General features: G+C 66.7%; 18 protein-coding genes. 6 read left to right on the plus strand and 12 right to left on the minus strand.

Translation table 11 applies throughout. The annotated features are described in order from the left end of the window. Nucleotides 1-2: 2 nt before the first annotated feature. Entirely contained in the window at nucleotides 3-1,127 is a 1,125-nt protein-coding gene (locus tag V7S63_RS15605) for a zinc-dependent alcohol dehydrogenase family protein (RefSeq protein ID WP_336530877.1), read from the minus strand. Nucleotides 1,128-1,200: 73 nt separating this feature from the next. Continuing rightward, the gene (locus tag V7S63_RS15610; protein WP_336530878.1) at nucleotides 1,201-2,163 is read right to left on the minus strand and encodes a LysR family transcriptional regulator; all 963 of its coding nucleotides are present in this window, start codon (nucleotides 2,161-2,163) and stop codon (nucleotides 1,201-1,203) included. A gap of 189 nt (nucleotides 2,164-2,352) precedes the next feature. Between V7S63_RS15610 and V7S63_RS15615 the strand changes: the two genes are divergently transcribed. Then, nucleotides 2,353-3,339: an MBL fold metallo-hydrolase gene (locus tag V7S63_RS15615; protein ID WP_336530879.1), complete on the plus strand. Its 987-nt coding sequence runs from the start codon at nucleotides 2,353-2,355 to the stop codon at nucleotides 3,337-3,339. Here the strand turns inward: V7S63_RS15615 and V7S63_RS15620 are convergent. Beyond that, nucleotides 3,306-3,644 (minus strand): winged helix-turn-helix transcriptional regulator, encoded by a 339-nt coding sequence (locus tag V7S63_RS15620; RefSeq protein ID WP_442896478.1) that lies wholly within the window; start codon nucleotides 3,642-3,644, stop codon nucleotides 3,306-3,308. The two genes, V7S63_RS15615 and V7S63_RS15620, sit on opposite strands and share 34 nt — an antisense overlap. A gap of 188 nt (nucleotides 3,645-3,832) precedes the next feature. Here V7S63_RS15620 and V7S63_RS15625 point away from each other — a divergent pair, with 188 nt between their 5' ends. Next, nucleotides 3,833-4,822 (plus strand): NADPH:quinone reductase, encoded by a 990-nt coding sequence (locus V7S63_RS15625; protein WP_336530880.1) that lies wholly within the window; start codon nucleotides 3,833-3,835, stop codon nucleotides 4,820-4,822. Nucleotides 4,823-4,895: 73 nt separating this feature from the next. Here the strand turns inward: V7S63_RS15625 and V7S63_RS15630 are convergent, their stop codons facing one another. The 7 genes from V7S63_RS15630 to V7S63_RS15660 all read right to left on the minus strand — a co-directional run bounded on the left by V7S63_RS15630 (nucleotide 4,896) and on the right by V7S63_RS15660 (nucleotide 11,661). Beyond that, nucleotides 4,896-5,633, minus strand: a complete 738-nt coding sequence (locus V7S63_RS15630) for an ABC transporter ATP-binding protein (RefSeq protein ID WP_091831405.1) — start codon at nucleotides 5,631-5,633, stop codon at nucleotides 4,896-4,898. Nucleotides 5,634-5,644: 11 nt separating this feature from the next. Continuing rightward, entirely contained in the window at nucleotides 5,645-6,388 is a 744-nt protein-coding gene (locus V7S63_RS15635; RefSeq protein WP_091831403.1) for an ABC transporter ATP-binding protein, read from the minus strand. After that, entirely contained in the window at nucleotides 6,385-7,401 is a 1,017-nt protein-coding gene (locus V7S63_RS15640; protein WP_199777604.1) for a branched-chain amino acid ABC transporter permease, read from the minus strand. The genes V7S63_RS15635 and V7S63_RS15640 overlap by 4 nt, the downstream gene beginning before the upstream one ends. Then, complete coding sequence (locus V7S63_RS15645) at nucleotides 7,398-8,276, minus strand: branched-chain amino acid ABC transporter permease (protein WP_091831401.1); 879 nt, start codon at nucleotides 8,274-8,276, stop codon at nucleotides 7,398-7,400. Before V7S63_RS15645 ends, V7S63_RS15640 begins: the two co-directional genes overlap by 4 nt. 275 nt (nucleotides 8,277-8,551) lie before the next feature. Further along, the gene (locus tag V7S63_RS15650; RefSeq protein ID WP_091831399.1) at nucleotides 8,552-9,688 is read right to left on the minus strand and encodes an ABC transporter substrate-binding protein; all 1,137 of its coding nucleotides are present in this window, start codon (nucleotides 9,686-9,688) and stop codon (nucleotides 8,552-8,554) included. Between the two features lie 65 nt (nucleotides 9,689-9,753). Further along, nucleotides 9,754-10,629: a shikimate dehydrogenase gene (locus tag V7S63_RS15655; protein ID WP_336530881.1), complete on the minus strand. Its 876-nt coding sequence runs from the start codon at nucleotides 10,627-10,629 to the stop codon at nucleotides 9,754-9,756. A gap of 117 nt (nucleotides 10,630-10,746) precedes the next feature. Further along, entirely contained in the window at nucleotides 10,747-11,661 is a 915-nt protein-coding gene (locus V7S63_RS15660) for a LysR family transcriptional regulator (RefSeq protein WP_336530882.1), read from the minus strand. A 152-nt stretch (nucleotides 11,662-11,813) separates the two neighbouring features. Here V7S63_RS15660 and V7S63_RS15665 point away from each other — a divergent pair, with 152 nt between their 5' ends. Both V7S63_RS15665 and V7S63_RS15670 read left to right on the plus strand, forming a co-directional pair. Continuing rightward, nucleotides 11,814-12,269 carry a hypothetical protein gene (locus tag V7S63_RS15665; protein ID WP_336530883.1) on the plus strand — a complete coding sequence of 152 codons (456 nt, stop codon included), beginning with the start codon at nucleotides 11,814-11,816 and terminating at the stop codon, nucleotides 12,267-12,269. A gap of 10 nt (nucleotides 12,270-12,279) precedes the next feature. Beyond that, on the plus strand, nucleotides 12,280-13,512 hold the full coding sequence (locus V7S63_RS15670; RefSeq protein ID WP_336530884.1) for an HlyD family secretion protein: 1,233 nt from the start codon (nucleotides 12,280-12,282) through the stop codon (nucleotides 13,510-13,512). Between the two features lie 18 nt (nucleotides 13,513-13,530). On the opposite strand, the gene V7S63_RS15675 is transcribed toward V7S63_RS15670, so the two are convergent. Both V7S63_RS15675 and V7S63_RS15680 read right to left on the minus strand, forming a co-directional pair. Further along, a complete protein-coding gene (locus V7S63_RS15675) occupies nucleotides 13,531-14,130 on the minus strand; it encodes a metallophosphoesterase family protein (RefSeq protein ID WP_336530885.1) in 600 nt (199 codons plus the stop codon). A 32-nt stretch (nucleotides 14,131-14,162) separates the two neighbouring features. Further along, a complete protein-coding gene (locus V7S63_RS15680; protein ID WP_336530886.1) occupies nucleotides 14,163-14,849 on the minus strand; it encodes a GntR family transcriptional regulator in 687 nt (228 codons plus the stop codon). 244 nt (nucleotides 14,850-15,093) lie between these two features. Between V7S63_RS15680 and V7S63_RS15685 the strand changes: the two genes are divergently transcribed. Then, entirely contained in the window at nucleotides 15,094-16,128 is a 1,035-nt protein-coding gene (locus V7S63_RS15685; RefSeq protein WP_336530887.1) for a 4-hydroxythreonine-4-phosphate dehydrogenase PdxA, read from the plus strand. Between the two features lie 69 nt (nucleotides 16,129-16,197). After that, nucleotides 16,198-17,193 (plus strand): Bug family tripartite tricarboxylate transporter substrate binding protein, encoded by a 996-nt coding sequence (locus V7S63_RS15690; protein ID WP_100965452.1) that lies wholly within the window; start codon nucleotides 16,198-16,200, stop codon nucleotides 17,191-17,193. Nucleotides 17,194-17,277 lie beyond the last annotated feature (84 nt).

Consider the following 17,277-nt stretch of genomic DNA (forward strand, 5'->3'; position numbering starts at 1 on the left):
CCTCACATCTGGATGACGTGCCGGATCGTCCGGCCTTCGTTAAGGGCGTCGAAGCCTTCGTTGATTCCCTCGAGTGGGCTCGAGCTGGTCCAGAGCTTGTCGACCGGCAGCCGGCCGCGCTGATAAAGGTCGATGAAGCGGGGAATGTCGCGCACCGGAATGCAGGAGCCGACATAGGAGCCCTTCAGCGTCCGCTCTTCGCCGACGAGCCGAACCGGCGCCAATGACATCGTATGAGCGGGGTTGGCGAGGCCCGCCGTCGTCGTCGTGCCGCCGCGCCGCGTGATCTGGTAGGCGAGCTCCAGCGCCTTCACCGAGCCGGCCATTTCGAGACCGTGGTCCACGCCGCCCTTGGTCGCGGCGCGGATCGCCTCGACGACATCGGGCGCGCCGGCGTTGAAGGTGTCGGTCGCGCCGAGCTCGCGGGCGATCTTCAGCTTCTCGTCCGAGAGGTCGACGGCGATGACGCGCGAGGCGCCGCATGCGACGGCGCCGAGCAAAGCGGAGAGGCCGACACCGCCGAGCCCGACGACCGCCGCCGTCTCGCCGGCCCGGACCTTCGCCGTGTTCACGGCCGCACCGACTCCGGTCAGCACGGCGCAGCCGAACAGCGCGGCGATCTCGTGGGGAATGTCGGCCTCGATCTTGACCAGCGAATGGCGCGACATCACCGTGTGCTCGGCGAAGGCGGAGACGCCGACATGATGGTGCACCGGCTGGCCGTTCTGCGAGAGCCGGCGCCCGCCCGCCATCAACTCGCCGACGCCGTTTGCGGCGTTGCCGGGTTCGCACAAGGCAGGGCGCCCCTCGCTGCACGGCGCGCAATGGCCGCAGGATGGCACAAAGACCATGATGACACGGTCACCCTTCCTGAGGTCGGTGACGCCGGGGCCGACCTCTTCGACCTCGCCGGCGGCCTCATGGCCGAGCACCATCGGCACCGGGCGCGGCCGGTTGCCGTCGATCACCGAGAGATCGGAATGGCAGAGGCCCGCGGCGCGGACCTTGACCAGCACCTCGCCCATGCCGGGCGGGGCGAGCTCGACCTCCTCGATCCGGAGCGGCTTCGACTGCGCATAGGGCGCGGTGACGGGGCTGGCGTGCAGTACGGCGGCGCGGGTCTTCAAGGCGTGTCCTCGTGAGCTGATTTGCCGGCGAGTGTTCGGCTCGCCGCGCCGCCTGTCAAAGACGAAATCCCGATCAGCCGTATAAGGCGGGCGGATCGGTCTCGTCGCCCAGCGTCGCGGTCCAGCGCTCGTCGGCGACGAGGCCGCGCAGGATCTCCCAGGAGAGCTGGCCGATGGCGCGGGCTGCGGCCGTCATCGGCCGCTCGGTCGAATATGCCAGGTAGACCTTGCGATAGAGCGAGGGTTCTTCCAGTGGCCAGGTCTGGAAGATGCCGGCCTTCTCCTGCGCCCTGACCGCCATGCGCGGCAGGATGCTGTAGCCGAGGCCGCGCTCGGCCAGGCGCTTGATCTGCGAATAGGATTCGATCTCGACCGCGGCATGGACGGTGGCGTTGATGCCGGCCGCCGCCTCGTCGATCTGGTCGCGCAGGCCGTGGCCCGGCCCGGGCAGGATCAGGTCGAGCCCGGCGGCCTCGGTCAGCGTCACCGCCTTGCCGGCAGGCGCTTTCAGCGCCGTCAGAGCCGGGATACCGAAGAGGCAGAGTTCCTCGGTCAGGACGTGGTGGATGCCGAGCCCCTTCGGATCGGAGGTCGAGTAGATCACTGCGAGATCGACCTCGCCCTTGCGCAGCCAGTCGAGCACGAAGCCGCTCATCGCCTCGGCGACGCGGATGCGCACATCCGGGAAGCGCTCCTGCGTCGCCTCGATCAATGGCACGCTGAACTGCTCGCTGACCGTGCCTGGCAGGCCGATCCTGACCTCGCCGGCCGGCGCCGCCTGCTCGCCGCGCACGCTGTCGCGCAGTTCGGCGAATTCGGCGAGGATGGTACGTGCCTTGGCGAGCAGGCGCTCCCCCGCCTCGGTCGGCTGCACCCCGCGCGTGCCGCGATGCAGCAGGGCGACGCCGAGCTCGTCTTCCATATGGCGCAGGTGCTGGCTGAGCGCCGGCTGCGCCACCCGGAGCTTGAGCGCTGCCTTGGAGAACGAGCCCTGTTCGACGATGGCCGTGAAATAGCGCAACTGGCGCAGATCCATCGTCGTCCCGTTCCCCTTAATTGGCCCGCGAGCGCGAGCTTTCGCTTATGCAGACTAGAGCGAAGCCTTATTGGCCGTCCACTCCACAGGCGTGCATCCTTTCCTTCCGGCAAGGCCTAACGCGACGCAAGGCCGCCCGGCGAAGAAGACGGCGCCCGACGCCGCTCCCTTTCCACGCGGAGGAACGCCATGTCGAACCTGCTCATCCCGTCCACCAGCCGCCGCGGCTTCCTGTCCGGTGCGGCCGCGCTCGCCGCCGGCGCGGCCTTGCCCGGCGGCGCCTTGGCCAAGGCCCCGCTCGCGAACAGCCAGGTGCCCTATTACTACCGCTTCGGGCTCGGCCAGGCCGAGGTCACTGTGGTTTCGGACGGGCCCTTGCCGCTCGGCGATCCCGGCTCCAGCTTCCTCGGCCTGCCGAAGGAACAGGTCTACGGCCTGCTCGAAACGAACTTCCTGGCCAAGGACAATGTCGTGCTCGAGCAGAACATCCCGATCGTCAATTTCGGCGACCGGCTGGTGATGTTCGATACCGGCATGGGCTTCTCCAAGGCTTTCGGCCCGACGACCGGCCGGCTGCTGAAAAGCATGCAGGAGGCCGGCATCGACCCGGCTTCGATCGACGCCATCGTCTGCAGCCACGCCCATATCGACCATACCGGCGGCATCTGTTCGGCCGAGGGCAAGCCGAACTTCCCCAATGCGCAGATCTATATCAGCCAGGTCGACCATGATTACTGGCTCGACGACGCCCGCCTCGGCACGCCGTTCAAGGCCTTCGGCGACCATGCCCGCGCCAATTTGCGGCCGGTGCGCGACCGCATCGTCTTCTTCAAGGACGGGCAGGAGTTCCTGCCGGGCATCACCGCGATCTCGGCGCCGGGCCACAGCCCCGGCCATACCATCTTCAACGTCTCCTCGGCGGGCAAGTCCTTCGTCTTCCTCGGCGATCTCACCCACCACCCGATCCTCCTGACCGAGAATCCCCGGGTCGAGTTCGCTTATGACTGGGACCCGAAGATGTCGGTGCAGTCGCGGGTGAAGCTGCTCACCATGCTGGCCGAGCAGAAGACGCCGGTAATGTCCTATCACTTCGCCTGGCCGGGCTTCGGCAACCTCGCCAAGGCCGGTGACGGCTTCCGCTACTATCCCGCTGCGATGCAGATGCTGCGCGGCTGAGCTGATCCTCCCCCAGGCTCGGCCTCGGCAGCGTCCATGCGCGCCTGGAAGCTCTGGCCCCAGGCGCGCATGGCGAGCAGCACCGGCTCCAGCGATTGCCCGAATTCGGTCAGCTCGTATTCCACCTTGGGCGGCACTTCCGGATAGACGATCCGGCGCACCACGCCGTCCGCTTCCAGCTCGCGCAATTGCAGGGTGATCATCCGCGGCGTCGCGCGCGGCGTCAGCCGGCACAGCGCATTGAAGCGCAATTTGCCCCGCAGCAGCTGGAACAGCAGCACCGGCTTCCAGACACCGCCGATCACCGACAACGTCGCCTCTACGCCGCAGCCCGTGCGGGCCGCCGGCTCGCGGCGCGGTCGTGTTCCTGTGGCGTGAATGGGCTCAACGACACTTACATCCATGATAGTACATGTTCTCTTTGTACGTACTTGTGCCAGATGAGCTATGACGACACTTGCCTGCTTTCGCAACCACGCAAGGAAGCACGGCAGTGAAGGCAGCATGGTATCAGCGCAAGGGACCGGCGAACGAGGTCCTTGAAGTCAGCGAGCAGCCTCAGCCGATCGCCGGCCCGGGCGAATTGCTGATCAGGGTCCACGCCAGCGGCATCAACCCGTCCGATTGGAAGGCGCGCGCCGGCTGGCTCGGCCGCAGTGAGATGCCATTTCCGCTGGTCATCCCGCATCAGGACGGCGCGGGGGAAGTGGTCGCAGCCGGCTCGCCCGAGCTGGAGAGCCGCATCGGCGAACGGGTCTGGTTCTATGAAGCCGCGCTCGGCCGGCCCTTCGGCGGCGCGGCCGAGTATGTTGCGTTGCCGGCGCGGCAGGTCCAGCCGCTGCCGGCAAGTGTCACGTTCGAGGAAGGCGCCGCTCTCGGCGTACCCGCGATGACGGCACATCGCTGCGTCCTCGCCGATGGCTCCGTTGCCGGCAAGGTCGTGCTTGTCACTGGCGGGGCCGGCGCAGTTGGCCGCTACGCCATCCAGTTCGCCAAGCAGAGCGGGGCGCGGGTGATTGCGACCGTCAGCCGCGAGGAGCAGGCGCGTTCCGCCAAGGCGGCGGGCGCCGATCTCGTGCTCAACCGCCACAATGACGATCTCGCGGCGCGCATTCGGGACTTCACCGGCAAGGAACGTGGCGTCGACCGCGTCGTCGAGGTCGCCTTCGGCGCCAATCTCGACCTGACCATGCAGGTGCTGGCGCCGCGCGGCGTGATCGCGACCTATTCGTCCGATGCGGTTGCCGAGCCCGTCCTGCCCTACTGGCCGCTGCTTCAGCTCGATGCCGCGATCCGCTTCGTGCTGGTCTATGTCATGGATGCGGCCGCGCATGATGAGGCCGCGGCTGCGATCGGGGAGGGGCTGCGAGGCGGTTGGCTCAGCCACGAGATCGCCGCGCGCGTCCCGCTCGACGAGATCGCGCAGGCACATGAACTGCTCGAGAGCGGCCGCGCGGTCGGCAAGGTTGTGATCATCAGCTAGTCGATGAGCAGCGGGCGCGACGCCGTCTCGCCCGCTGCTCAAAATAGCGAGATCGGAGGACGCTGCGGTGTTCTCAGGCCGCTTCGGTCATCGCTCCGCCGAGGAAGAGCTGGGCGACGCGGGGATCTGCGAGAATGGTGGCTGCCGGGCCCTGCATGCGGGTCTGGCCGAGCTCCAGCACCAGGCCTTCGTCGGAGATTTCCAGCGCCGAGCGGGCGTTCTGCTCGATCATCAGGATGGTGACGCCCTTGGCACGCAGCTCCTTCAGGATGTCGAAGGTCTCCTGCACCAGCATCGGCGAGAGCCCGATCGAGGGCTCGTCGATCAGCACCAGCTTGGGGTCGAGCAGGAGCCCGCGCACGATCTCGAGCTGCTTCTGCTGGCCGCCGGAGAGCGTCGAGGCCTGGACATCGGCCTTGGCGCGCAGCGACGGGAAGCGGTCGAGCGCCGCCTCGATGCGCCTGGGCATGTCGGTGATCTGGCTGCCGGCCGCGACCGCGCCGAGCTCGATATTGTGGCGCACCGAGAGCTCGGGGAAGATGTTGCGGCCCTGCGGCACGTAGCAGATGCCGGCCTCGAGCAGCTTGCGCTGGTTCCAGTTGGTGATCTCCTGGCCTTCCAGCCGGATATGGCCCTCGCGCACCTTGAGCAGGCCGAAGATCGCCTTGAACACGGTCGACTTGCCGGCGCCGTTCGGGCCGATCACAGTGGTGATCGCGGCTCGCGGCACCTTGAATGTCGTGCCGTTGAGGATGGTCATGGCGCCGTAGCCGCCGACCACGCCGTCGAGTTCGAGGATGGGAGTGGTCATGGCATCGCTCCTCAATGCCCGAGATAGGCTTCGATGACCGCCGGATTGGCGCGGACTTCGGCCGGTGTGCCCTCGGCCAGGACCTTGCCTTCGGCCAGCACGATGACGCGCGAGCACAGCGACATCACGAAATCCATGTTGTGCTCGATCACCACGAAGGTCGCGCCCTGCTCGGCATTGATGGCACGCAGGCGCTCCTTGAGATCGCCCAGCATGGTGAGATTGACGCCGCCGGCCGGTTCGTCGAGCAGGACGAGGCGCGGCCCGGCCATGAAGGCCATGGCGGCGTCGAGCAGCTTCTGCTGGCCATAGGAGAGCCCGCCGGCCTTGGCCTCGGTGAGGTGGCCGAGCTTGAAGAAGCCGATCATCTGCTCGGCCTTGGCCGAAAGCCCGGCGTCGCGCGCGCCGAAGAAGCGCGACAGCATCGTGCCTTCATGCTCCTGCCCGGCGAGGATCAGGTTCTCGCGCACCGAGAGCTCGGGGAAGACCTGCAGCAGCTGGAAGGTGCGGCTGACGCCGAGCCGGTTAAGCTCGGAGGGACGCATGTTCGTGACGTCGCGGCCGTCGAGCTTGACCGCGCCCTCGGTCGGCTCGAGCTGGCCGAGGATGCAGTTGAACAGGGTCGACTTGCCGCAGCCATTGGGGCCGATGATGCCGAGGATCTCGCCTTCATTGACCTTGAAGGAGACGCCGTTCACCGCCTTGATGCCACCGAAGGCCTTGTGCAGGTTGGAGACCTCGAGGACTTCGGTCATCGCGCGCCCTCCTTCTTGCCGGTGAGCTTCGCCCAGCCGCGTTCGAGCAGGCCGCTCATGCCCTGGGGGCAGGCGATCAGCAGCAGCATGACGATCGCCGCGAAGATGATCAGGTAGAGCGAGCCGGCAAAGCGCAGCCATTCCGGCAGCACGACACCGAGCAGCGCCCCGATGAACGGGCCGAGCAGATAGCCGGCGCCGCCCGCGACCACCATCAGCAGCAGGAAGAAGCTCTGCGACAGCGAGAAGGGCGAGGGGTCGATGAACTCGACCAGCGGCGCATAGAGCGCCCCGGCGAAGCCCGCATAGGCCGAGCCGATCGCGAAGGCGAGCAGCGTGTACATGCGGGTGTCGATGCCCAGGCTCGCGGCGCGGATCGGGTTCTCGCGCAGCGCCGTGAAGGCGCGGCCCCAGGGCGAGCGGATCATCCACCAGAGCACGACGGCGAGCAGGAAGGTGACCACGACGACGAAGCGGTGGAAGGCGAGCGCGCCGTCGAGCTTGAGCCCGAAGAAGCTCGGCCGCGGGATGTTGGAGAGGCCGAAGACGCCGCCGGTCAGCCATTGCTCGTTGCGCAGGATGAGCCAGATCAGCGTCGAGAAAGCCAGCGTCACGAAGGCGAGGTAATGCGCCTTGACCCTGAGCGCCGGGAAGCCGAGCACGAGCCCGACCGCGAAGGTGATGAGGCCCGAGATCGCGAAGGAGGCGTACCAGTTCAGCCCAACCTTGCTGGTCAAAAGCGCCGTCGCATAGGCGCCGATGCCCATGAAGGCGGCCTGCGCCAGCGACTTCAGGCCGGCATAGCCGAGCGTAAGGTTGAGCCCCATCACCGCGACGCTCATCACCAGCCAGAGCGAGAGCACATAGGTGCCGTAGCGGCCCATGCCGGAGGGAGCGAACCAGAGGATGACCGCGGCGATGACCAGCGTCAGCAGCGTGCCGTCGACGAAGCCGGGCAGGGGCAGGCGGCGCGCCGCGGAGGTCGCGGCGCCGTGGGTTGCGGGCGCGGTCATACGCGGCGCTCCTCTTTGCGGCCCATCAGGCCTTCCGGCTTGACGAGAATGACGACGACCAGGAGCACGAGGGGCACGGCGAGGCGGTACGAGGTCGAGATGTAGGCGGCCGCCATGCTGTCGACGATGCCGACGATCAGCCCGCCGACGAGGGCGCCGCGGACCTGGTTGAAGCCGCCGACGATCGCCGCGATGAAGGCGAACAGGCCGATCACCTCGCCATTGGAGAATTTCGCCAGATAGATCGGCGAGATCAGCACCGAGGCGACGACCGCGAGCGCCGCGTTGATCACGAATGTCAGAAGCACCATGCGCTCCACGGGTATGCCGAGGATGCGCGCCACCGTCGGGTTCTGCGCGGTCGCCTGCATCTGGCGGCCGAGCCGGGTGCCGCCGACAAACCATTGCAGAAGCCCGATGACGGCAAAAGCGACGGCGATGATCGCGACATGCTGCAGCGAGATCGCCGCGCCAAACACCGAGATCGTCTCGGTCGGCACGAAGGAGGGGAATTTCTGCGCCTCGGCCGAAAAGCCATCCTTGGCGCCTTCCTTCATGATGATCGACAGCGCCATGGTGGCGATGGCGAGCGGCAGCACGCCGTGCCGGATCATCGGATCGACGATGGTCAGCTTGAAGCCGACGCCGAAGATCAGGATGAAGGCGGCGATGCCGATCAGCGCTCCCAGCCAGATCGGCGCGCCGAACAGCTTGATCGCGAGCAGGACCAGCACGGCCGGCAGCATGACGAACTCGCCCTGGGCGAAGTTGATCGTCTGCGAGGTCTGCCAGACCAGGGTGAAGCCGATCGCGGCGAGTGCGTAGATCGCGCCCGTGGCGATGCCGGCGATGAGATAGGCGAGGAATTCGGCCATGGCTTTGCTCGCTCGGTGTTGGGCCGTGGGCTGGAAAGCTTGTTGAACCGAGGCTTTCCAGAAAATGCCGACTGTTGAACATCCGCAGGGAACCCTTCTCCCGTGTGGGAGAAGGGCAGGGATGAGGGCCTGCCCTTTCCGCAGAAGGCGGAACGGAACCGTAGTGCCTTTACGATCGGCGGCGGTCCCTCACCCCTGCCCCTCTCCCATCCGGGAGAGGGGTTCCCTGTGCTTGTCCTGTCTGCCGCTCGCAATGACGATGCGGCTCGTCGTTCTTACGGGTTGATCTTCGGCAGCGTCGCCGTGATCACCTGCTTGCCGTCCTTGACCTCAGCGAGGAAGCTCTCGCGGTCGAGGTCGCCGTTCTTCTCGATCGTGGTCTCGATCAGGATGCCCGGCTCGTCCGAGGTCTTGATTGTGGCGCCGCGCAGCGTGTCGGCGACGCCCTTCTTGTCGAACTTCTTCTGCTTCTCGGTCGCCCACTTGACCATGTAGACGGCCATGTAACCCTTCATGCCGTTATGGTCGGAGGCGTAGTTGTACTTGGCCTGGAACTTCTTGCCGAACTCCTGGAAGGCCGGGATCGGCGCGTCGATCGAGAGGCCGACATGGCCCTTGACGCCGTTGGCGGCGTCGCCCGCGAGCTCGATCACCTTGGCGCCGAGCAGGGTGGTCTCGCCGACCATCGGCTTGGTGATGCCCTGCTGCTTGGCAGCGCGCAGGAAGCGGGCGCTCTCCTCCTCGTTCAGATAGACGAAGATCGCGTCGGCATTGGAGTTCTTGACCTTGATCGCATCGGCGGCGAAGTCGGCCTGGCCCTGCTCGGTGGCAACGTCGGCGGCGAGCTTGATGCCGGCCTTCTCCAGCTCGGGGATGATCGCGTCGCGGCCGCCCTTGCCGAAGTCGTTGTTGACCCAGACGACGGCGACCGAGGCGGCCTTGACCGTGTCCTTCAGGTATTTGGCGATCTTCGGCATCGCCGCGGTCTGGCTGAGCGAGGTCCGGAACAGGTACTGGTTGCCCTGCTTGGTCAGGCCGGCCGCCTCGCCGCCGACGAGCTGGGCGATCTCGGCGCGCTGGGCGATCTGCATGGAAGCGCCGATCGGGCCGGAGAAGACCGGGCCGAGCACGGCATAGGTGCCCTCGTCGATGGCGCGCTGCACGGCGGCGCGGGTGTTCCCCGGATTGGTCTGGGTGTCGTAATGGACGATCTCGATCTGCTTGCCGAGGATGCCGCCCTTGGCGTTGATGTCGGCGACGGCGAGATCGATGCCGTTCTTCCAGTTGGTGCCGGCGGTCGCCCCCGCGCCCGAGAGCTCGACGACGTCGACCAGCTTGACCTTGTCCTGCGCCAGGGCCGGCAGGCTGACGGCCATGCCGAGCGCGGCAGCGATGATCCAGTGCTTCTTCATGCTCGTTTCCTCCACTTGTCCCTAGTCTCCAAAATCCCCGCCCGGTGTTGTCCGGGTCGTCTTGCTCAGGCGGCGTGTTCGGTCGTCTCGCCCGCCGCGGTCACGGAGTCGAAGGCGGCGCCGATCACCGCCTCCGATGCTTCCAGGCCGGTGAAGAGCCGGAAAGCATCGACCGCCTGGTGAATCGAGAGCTCGCGCCCGGTCATCACCGTTGCGCCGGCTTTTTGCGCCGCTTTCAGCAGCGGTGTCCAGAGCGGGTGATAGACCGCGTCCGCGACCCATTGCGAGGCCTGGATCGCGCTTGGCTCGATCGGGATGCCGCGGTCCGGCAGCATGCCGACCGGCGTGCCGTTGACGATGCCGGCGGCCCCCTCTGCCGCCGCCTCGGCGCTGGCGGCGATCTCGACGCTCGCGCGGGTGCCGAGGAGCCCGGCCAGCGCTTCGGCCCGGCTGCGATCGACGTCGCAGAGCCGCAGCCGGGTGACGCCGCAGCCGGCGAGCGCGAAGGCGATCGCCTTGCCGACGCCGCCGGTGCCGATGATCGCGACCGGCTTGTCGCCATCCTGCCGGCCGAGCCGGCGATAGGCGGTGGCGAAGCCCGAGGCATCGGTGTTGTGGCCGATCAGGCGGCCGTCGTCGACGACGATCGTGTTGACCGCGCCCATGGCCGCAGCCTGCTCGGACAGCCCGTCGAGCAGCGGCACGACCGCTTCCTTGTAGGGATAGGTGACGTTGATGCCGGAGAAGCCGAGCCGCCGGATGCCGTCGAGCATGGCGGCGAGGTCCTCGCGGCCGGCGCCCGCAACCTCGATCAGATGGTAATGCGCCTCGATCCCGGCGGCTCGCGCCGCAGCTTCCTGCGTCGTCGGCGTCGCCGAATGCGCGATCGGGAAGCCGATCAGCCCGAGCAGCACCCGCTTGCTCTTCCTGGCGATGACCATGGTCGGTATTCCATCCCTGTCACGGCCCGTCTCGGCAGGCTTGTGCATGAGCCCGCAGCTAAACCGATTTGCCGCCGTAACGCGATAACCAATTCGTCGCTGCCGCCTAACATGATGTTATCTTTCTGCGGCAAGCCGCGGCGAAACCACCGCGTTCATCTCCTCGCGCAGCAACTTCACGAAAGTCTCGGCATAGAGCGAGAGCGCCTTGTCGTTCTTCATCGCGACATAGGTCTGGAATTGGGTCGGCTCCTCGATCGGGATCGTGGCGATGCCTTGCATCGAGCCATGGGCGACGGTGAACTGGTCGATGATGGCGATGCCGAGCCCGGCGCGCACCAGCGAGCAGACGGTGGTGCCGAAGCGCGCCTTGATCGCCATCTCGTACTGCAGCCCCTGGCGCTGGAAGATCTCGCTCATGATCCGGCCATAGGGGTCGGTCGGGTCGATGCCGATCAGCTGATGCTGGACGATCTCGCGGGCCGAGATGCTGCTGTAGCCGGCGAGCGGATGGTTCTGCGGCACGATGCAGAGCAGCTCGCCCATGGCGAGAGGCACGAAGTCGAGGCCTGGATGATCCAGCTTGTAGCTCATCGCGACGATCTCGCCCTTGCCGAGCAGGAGATAGTCGAGCGCTTCCTCGATCTTCAGGATGTTGATGTCGATGCGCAGGTCGGGATGCTTGCGCCTGAGGCGCTCGATCGCGCGCGGCACCATGACATGGCAGATGCTCGGAACCGAGCCGAGCTTGAAGTCGACGTCGCCGCCGCGTTCGATCCGGGCCAGCATCGAGTGCAGGTCGTCGACCTTGCGGTAGACGCCGTTGATCTGCTCGAAGATGTCCTTGGCCTCCGGCGTCGGCACGTAACGGCCCTGCCGGCGCTCGAACAGCTTGAGCCGGAGCGAGCGCTCGGTGTGTTTCATCAGCCGGCTGATGCCGGGGGCCGAGACGTTGAGCAGCTTCGCCGCGCCGGCGATCGTGCCGGTGATCATGATCGCCCGGATCACCTCGATCTGGCGCAGGGTAAGCATGGCTGACCGTTCCTCGCCGGCTTCTTGCCCCAAGCGGAGGCGAGGGCTGCGGACCTGTCAAGACGCCAAGCCTAGCTCGCTCGGGCTGATTGACTTTCGCAGGATTTGGCTCTCACCTGACCTCAAGTCGTCAATCGCTCCGGGGGGATGCAATGGCGGACCAGGTTCACCCGGCGGCGGCGTCTCACCTGCCGGCTTTCATCACAAGTCCGGGCAGCACGGACATCCTGATGGTGGTCGCGGCGATCATTCTGCTCGCTGCTGTCCTGGGCGTCGGGTTGCTCTTCCTGCGCCTGCACACCTTGCCCGAGCGCATCGCGCATAAATCCCACAAGCTGCAATTCGAGATCGTCGCCGTGCTCGGGCTGCTAGCCCTGTTCACGCATGTGCATCTGTTCTGGGTCATCGGCCTGATGCTCGCTTTGATCGACGTCCCCGATTTCTCCGGCATGTTCAGCCGCATGGCGGGCTCACTCGAGAAGATCGCTGGCATCGCGCCGGGCCGCGGTGGCGAGGCGGCGTCGGATATCGAGCACGGCATCGTGCCGCCGGACGACAAGCCGGCGCCTCCGCCAGCCGTGGCCGCCGCGCCGGCTGGCCAGCACTGAGGAGGCCGCGATGCTCGAACTCCTCGTCTGTGCCCTCTTCACCATCGTCCCGGACTATCTCTATCGCCGCTACGGCCAAGGCAGGCGGCTGGGCAAGGAGATCACGCTCTATTCGGTCTGGTTCGAACTGCGCTGGGGCATCGTCACCTGCGTGATGCTGACGGTCGGACTGATTACGGTGATCTTCTACAACCACCCCTCCACCACCAGTGCGACCGTGTTCTTCCGCAGCGTCCCGATCATTCCGGAGATCAACGGCCGCGTCGCGCAGGTGCATGTCGGCGTCAGCGGCAAGGTCGCGCAGGGCGCGCCGATCTTCACCCTCGACAGCACCAGCCAGCGGGCGGCGGTCGAGACGGCGCGGCGCAAGCTCGCCGAGGTGGATGCCGCGCTCGTCGTCGCGAAGGCCGACATCCTCACTTTCGACGGCAAGATCCAGGAGGCGAAGAGCGCGCTGCAGCAGGCGCTCGACGAATTGCAGACCAAGCGCGAGCTGAAGCGGCGCAACGACGACATCGTCGCGACCCGCGAGATCGAGCGGCTCGAGAACATCACGGCCGGGCGCGAGGCCGCGGTCGCCTCGACGACAGCGTCGCAAGCGGCCGCCCAGACGAAGATCTCGACCTTGCTGCCGGCCGAACGCGCCAGTGCCGAGGCGGCCTTGGCGCAGGCCGAGGTCGAACTCGCCAAGACAGTGGTACGGGCCGGCTTCAACGGCCATGTCGAGCAGTTCACCCTGCGGCCTGGCGACATCGTCAACCCGTTCATGCGCCCGGCCGGCGCGATCATCCCGGAAGAGGCCGGCCGCGGGCGTCTGCAAGCCGGCTTCGGCCAGATCGAGGCGCAGGTGATGAAGGTCGGCATGGTCGCCGAAGTGACCTGCATCTCCAAGCCCTGGACGGTCATCCCGATGGTCGTGACCGGCGTCCAGGACTTCATCGCGGCCGGCCAGGTCCGCAGCGGCGAGCAGCTGATCGACGCCCAGCAGGTCGTGCGGCCGGGAACGATCCTGACCTATATGGAGCCGCTCTATCCGGGCGGGCTCGACGGGGTGACGCCGGGGTCGAGCTGCATCGCCAACGCCTACAGCAACAACCACGACATCATCGCCGCCAAGGATACCGGAACGCTACGGCGCGTCGCCTTGCACGCGGTCGACGCGACCGGGGTGGTGCACGCCATGCTGCTGCGCATCCAGGCGCTGGTCCTGCCGATCAAGACGCTGGTCTTCAGCGGGCACTGAGCTGCGGGCGGTCGAGCTTCAGATCTCGAACCAGTGCGCTGCGGGGCCGAGATTATGCACCGCAGAGTGGCCGATGGCGCCCATCGTGCCCCAGGCGTGATGGATATGCCCACAGAGCACCAGTCGCGGCTGGTGCCGCTCGATGGCGGCCCGGATTGCTCTGCTGCCCTCATGCCGGCCGTTGCGCTGCAGGTCCGCCACCCCATAAGGCGGTGAGTGCGTGACGAGCACGGCCTTGTCCGGACAGGCCGCGAGCAGTTCTTCTGCTTCGGCCTCCGGGAGGCGCTGGTTCCAGGATGCTTCGTTGGTCGCCGGTATCTCGTAGCCGAGGCCGAAGAATGGAGTGCCGCCGACCGCAACACCACTTCCGTGCAGGACATGCAGATGCGGCCATCCCCGGTTGGCGGCCTGCATCTCAGCGAGATTGTCATGATTGCCGGCGACGACCAGGACGGGGACCGTGATGTCACGCAGGATGTCGAATGTATCGGCCAGGCCTTCGCCTCTCGTCCCGAAATCGCCTGCTCCGATGACGACGTCTGCGGCTCGCGCAGCGTCTCGCAGTGACCAGGCGGCGTTCTTGTCGCGATGCAGATCGCTGAAGGCCAAGATCTTCATCGACATCCTCCCGGCCGCTCGATCCGAGCGGCTCAGAGCACGTCGCGCACGCGCACCAGCGTCGAGTCCATGTGCTTGCCGATGATCGCGGCGAGCGCGTCGCCGTCGCGCTTCAGCAGCGCCGCGATCATCTCCTCGTGCTCGGCCACCGCGCCGGCCCATTTCTCCGGGCCCTCATTGCCGATGAAGCGCAGCCGCTTGATCCTGGCCTGCAAGGTGCCGTGCATCTCGACCAGCACGTCGTTGCCTGAGGCGGCGACGATGGCGCTGTGGATCGCCTGGTTGAGCTTGAAATAGTCGAGCCGGTTGCGGGTCCGATAAAGCTCCATCATCTCGTCATGGAGCGCCTTGATCGCGGCGATGGTCTCGTCGCTCGCCTGCGCGCAGGTCATCCGGCCGCCGAGCTGTTCCAGCGTCTTCAGAACCTCGAGGATCTGCAACAGGTCACCGGCCGAGAACTTGCGGACGATCGCCCCCTTGGCCGGCTGGATCTCGACCAGCCCCTCGCTCGCCAAGGTCTTGATGGCTTCCCGGAGGGGCGTGCGCGAGACGCCGAGCTGGCCCCCGACGGCGCCTTCGTTGATGCGCTGCCCGGGGCCGAGCCTGCCCTCGATGATCATGTCGCGCAGTCGCTCCAGCACTTCCTCATGCAGGGTGCGGCGGGTGATGCGCGGATAGGTATCCTGCGCCTCGCTCGACATGCCGGCCTCGTTCGTCATCGCGGCTCTCCTTTGTCTTTCTGTACGGCATGGCGCTTTCGCGCTGTCAACGCGAGCGGCCCGGCTCCGGCGACGACCTCCCGACCGGACGTAGCGAGACCTGTGGACAGGTGAAGCCGTCGCCGGACTCGCGGCAGAGTAGTGCAGGAATGTTATGCTGCATACAGCATACTTGCTTTCGCGGCGGCCCCCATGATAGGCCGGAAGCCAAGCAGCCGGCGGTGGCCGGCCTCGGGAGGACGAGATGGACATCAAGGCGCAGGCTTCCTTGCCGGTGATCGCGGTCGCGATGGGCGATCCCTCCGGCATCAGCCCCGAACTCACCGCCCGCATCCTGGCCGAGCCCGATCTGAGCAAGGCTGCCCGCTATATCGTCTTCGGCGACTACCGCCTGTTCCAGCTCGGCGCCGACGATGCCGGCCTCACGCCTGATCTTCGCGTCATCGGCGAGGGCGATGCCCTGCCGGCCGACGCCGGCAAACCGGTCTTCGTCGACCTCAGGAATCATGATCCGGCCGATCTCCAGCGCGGCACGGCGACGCTCGCCGGCGGCAAGGCCGCGACCGACAATTTCCGCCGCGCGCTGCGTCTCGCCGCGTCCGGCAAGGCCGATGCGGTGTTCTTCACCCCGTTCAACAAGGCGGCGATGCGCTTTGCCTATCCCGGCTATGACGACGAGATCCGCTTCGTGCGCGACGCGATCGCGTTCGAGGGGCCGGCCAGCGAATTCAACGTGCTGGACAAGCTTTGGAACGCGCGCGTCACCTCGCATATCCCGCTCTCCGAAGTGGCGCAGAACATCACCCAGGAGCGCATCCTGCGGGCGCTCGAGCTCGCCGAGAAGAATCTGCGTGCCGCCGGCTTCAACCCGCCGCGCATCGCGGTCGCCGGCATCAACCCGCATGCCGGCGATGGCGGCAATTTCGGCCGCGACGAGATCGAGACGATCGAGCCGGCGGTGAAGACCGCCAAGGCCAAGGGTTACGTGGTCGAGGGTCCGTTCCCGTCCGACACGGTGTTCCTGCGCGCCAAGAACGGTGACTTCGACGCGGTGCTGACGATGTATCACGACCAGGGCCAGATCGCGATGAAGCTGATGGGCTTCGACCGCGGCGTCACGCTGATCGGCGGCTTCCCGTTCCCGATCTGCACGCCAGCTCACGGCACCGCTTATGAGATTGCCGGCAAGGGCATCGCCAATCTCGGCGCCACCCGCGCGGCGCTGTCGCTCGCGATCAAGATGGCGAGCGAGGGCAAGGCGGCGCGCAAGGCCGCCTGACGCAGATTTCCCGGCGCAGCGGCCGAGAAGAGCCGCGCCAGTTCCAACGATCATCCAGGGAGAGACAGCATGAAACGTTTCTGTATTGCGGCCGGCGCCGCGTTCGCTTCCGTCATTGCCGCGGTGGTTCCGGCCGCGGCCTGGCAGCCGACCAAGCCGATCGAGTTCGTCGTGACCTCGGGGCCCGGCGGCGGCACCGATAATTTCGCCCGCATCGTCCAGTCGATCATCACCAAGCACAAGCTGATCGAGCAGCCGGTCGTGGTACTCAACAAGGGCGGCGGCAGCGGCGCCGAGGGCTACATCTACGGCAAGGGCGCCAAGGGCGACGCCCACAAGGTCGTCTTCGGCACCAACAACGCCTATCTCCTGCCTTACGTCGCCAAGCTCGGCTACAAGCTCTCCGACCTGACGCCGGTTTCGGCGCTGGCGCTCGACGAGTTCCTGATCTGGGTGAAGGGCGACGCGCCCTATGCCGACGCCAAGGCCTATATCGAGGCCGCGAAGGCCAAGCCAGGCAGCCTGAAGATGGCCGGCAGCCAGTCCAAGGACACCGACCAGACCCTGACCGCGATGATCCAGGAGGCGACCGGCGCCAAGTGGATCTACGTGCCCTTCCAGGGCGGTGGCGCGGCTGCAACCCAGCTCGCCGGCGGCCATGTCGATTCCAACACCAACAACCCGAACGAAAACATCGGCCAGTGGAAGGCCGGCCAGGTGAAGCCGCTCTGCGTCTTCTCACCGGTCCGCCTCGCCAAGAGCGAGCCGATCCATGATGGCAAGGGCTGGGGCGACATCCCGACCTGCAAGGAAGCCGGCCTGCCGCTCGAATCCTTCCAGATGCCGCGCACCGTCTGGCTGCCGGCCGAGGTCCCGGCCGACGCGGTCACCTTCTATGCCGACGTGATGGAGAAGGTCAGCAAGACCCCGGAATGGGCCGAGTTCATCGCCCGTACCGCGCAGACCGCCCGCTTCATGAAGGGCAAGGAGCTCTCCGACTTCGTCGCCAAGGACGAGGCCGCCAACGCCAAGGTCTTCAAGAGCGAAGGCTGGGTCGTAAACTGACCTCGTCAATCTCCGGTCATCCCGGACAAGCGGCGAAGCCGCGCTGATCCGGGATTCCATGCCAGAACCGTTCCGGCATGGGTC

Origin of the sequence: Allobosea sp. CCNWLY174, assembly GCF_037120455.1 — a bacterium.
GTDB lineage: Bacteria > Pseudomonadota > Alphaproteobacteria > Rhizobiales > Beijerinckiaceae > Allobosea > Allobosea lupini.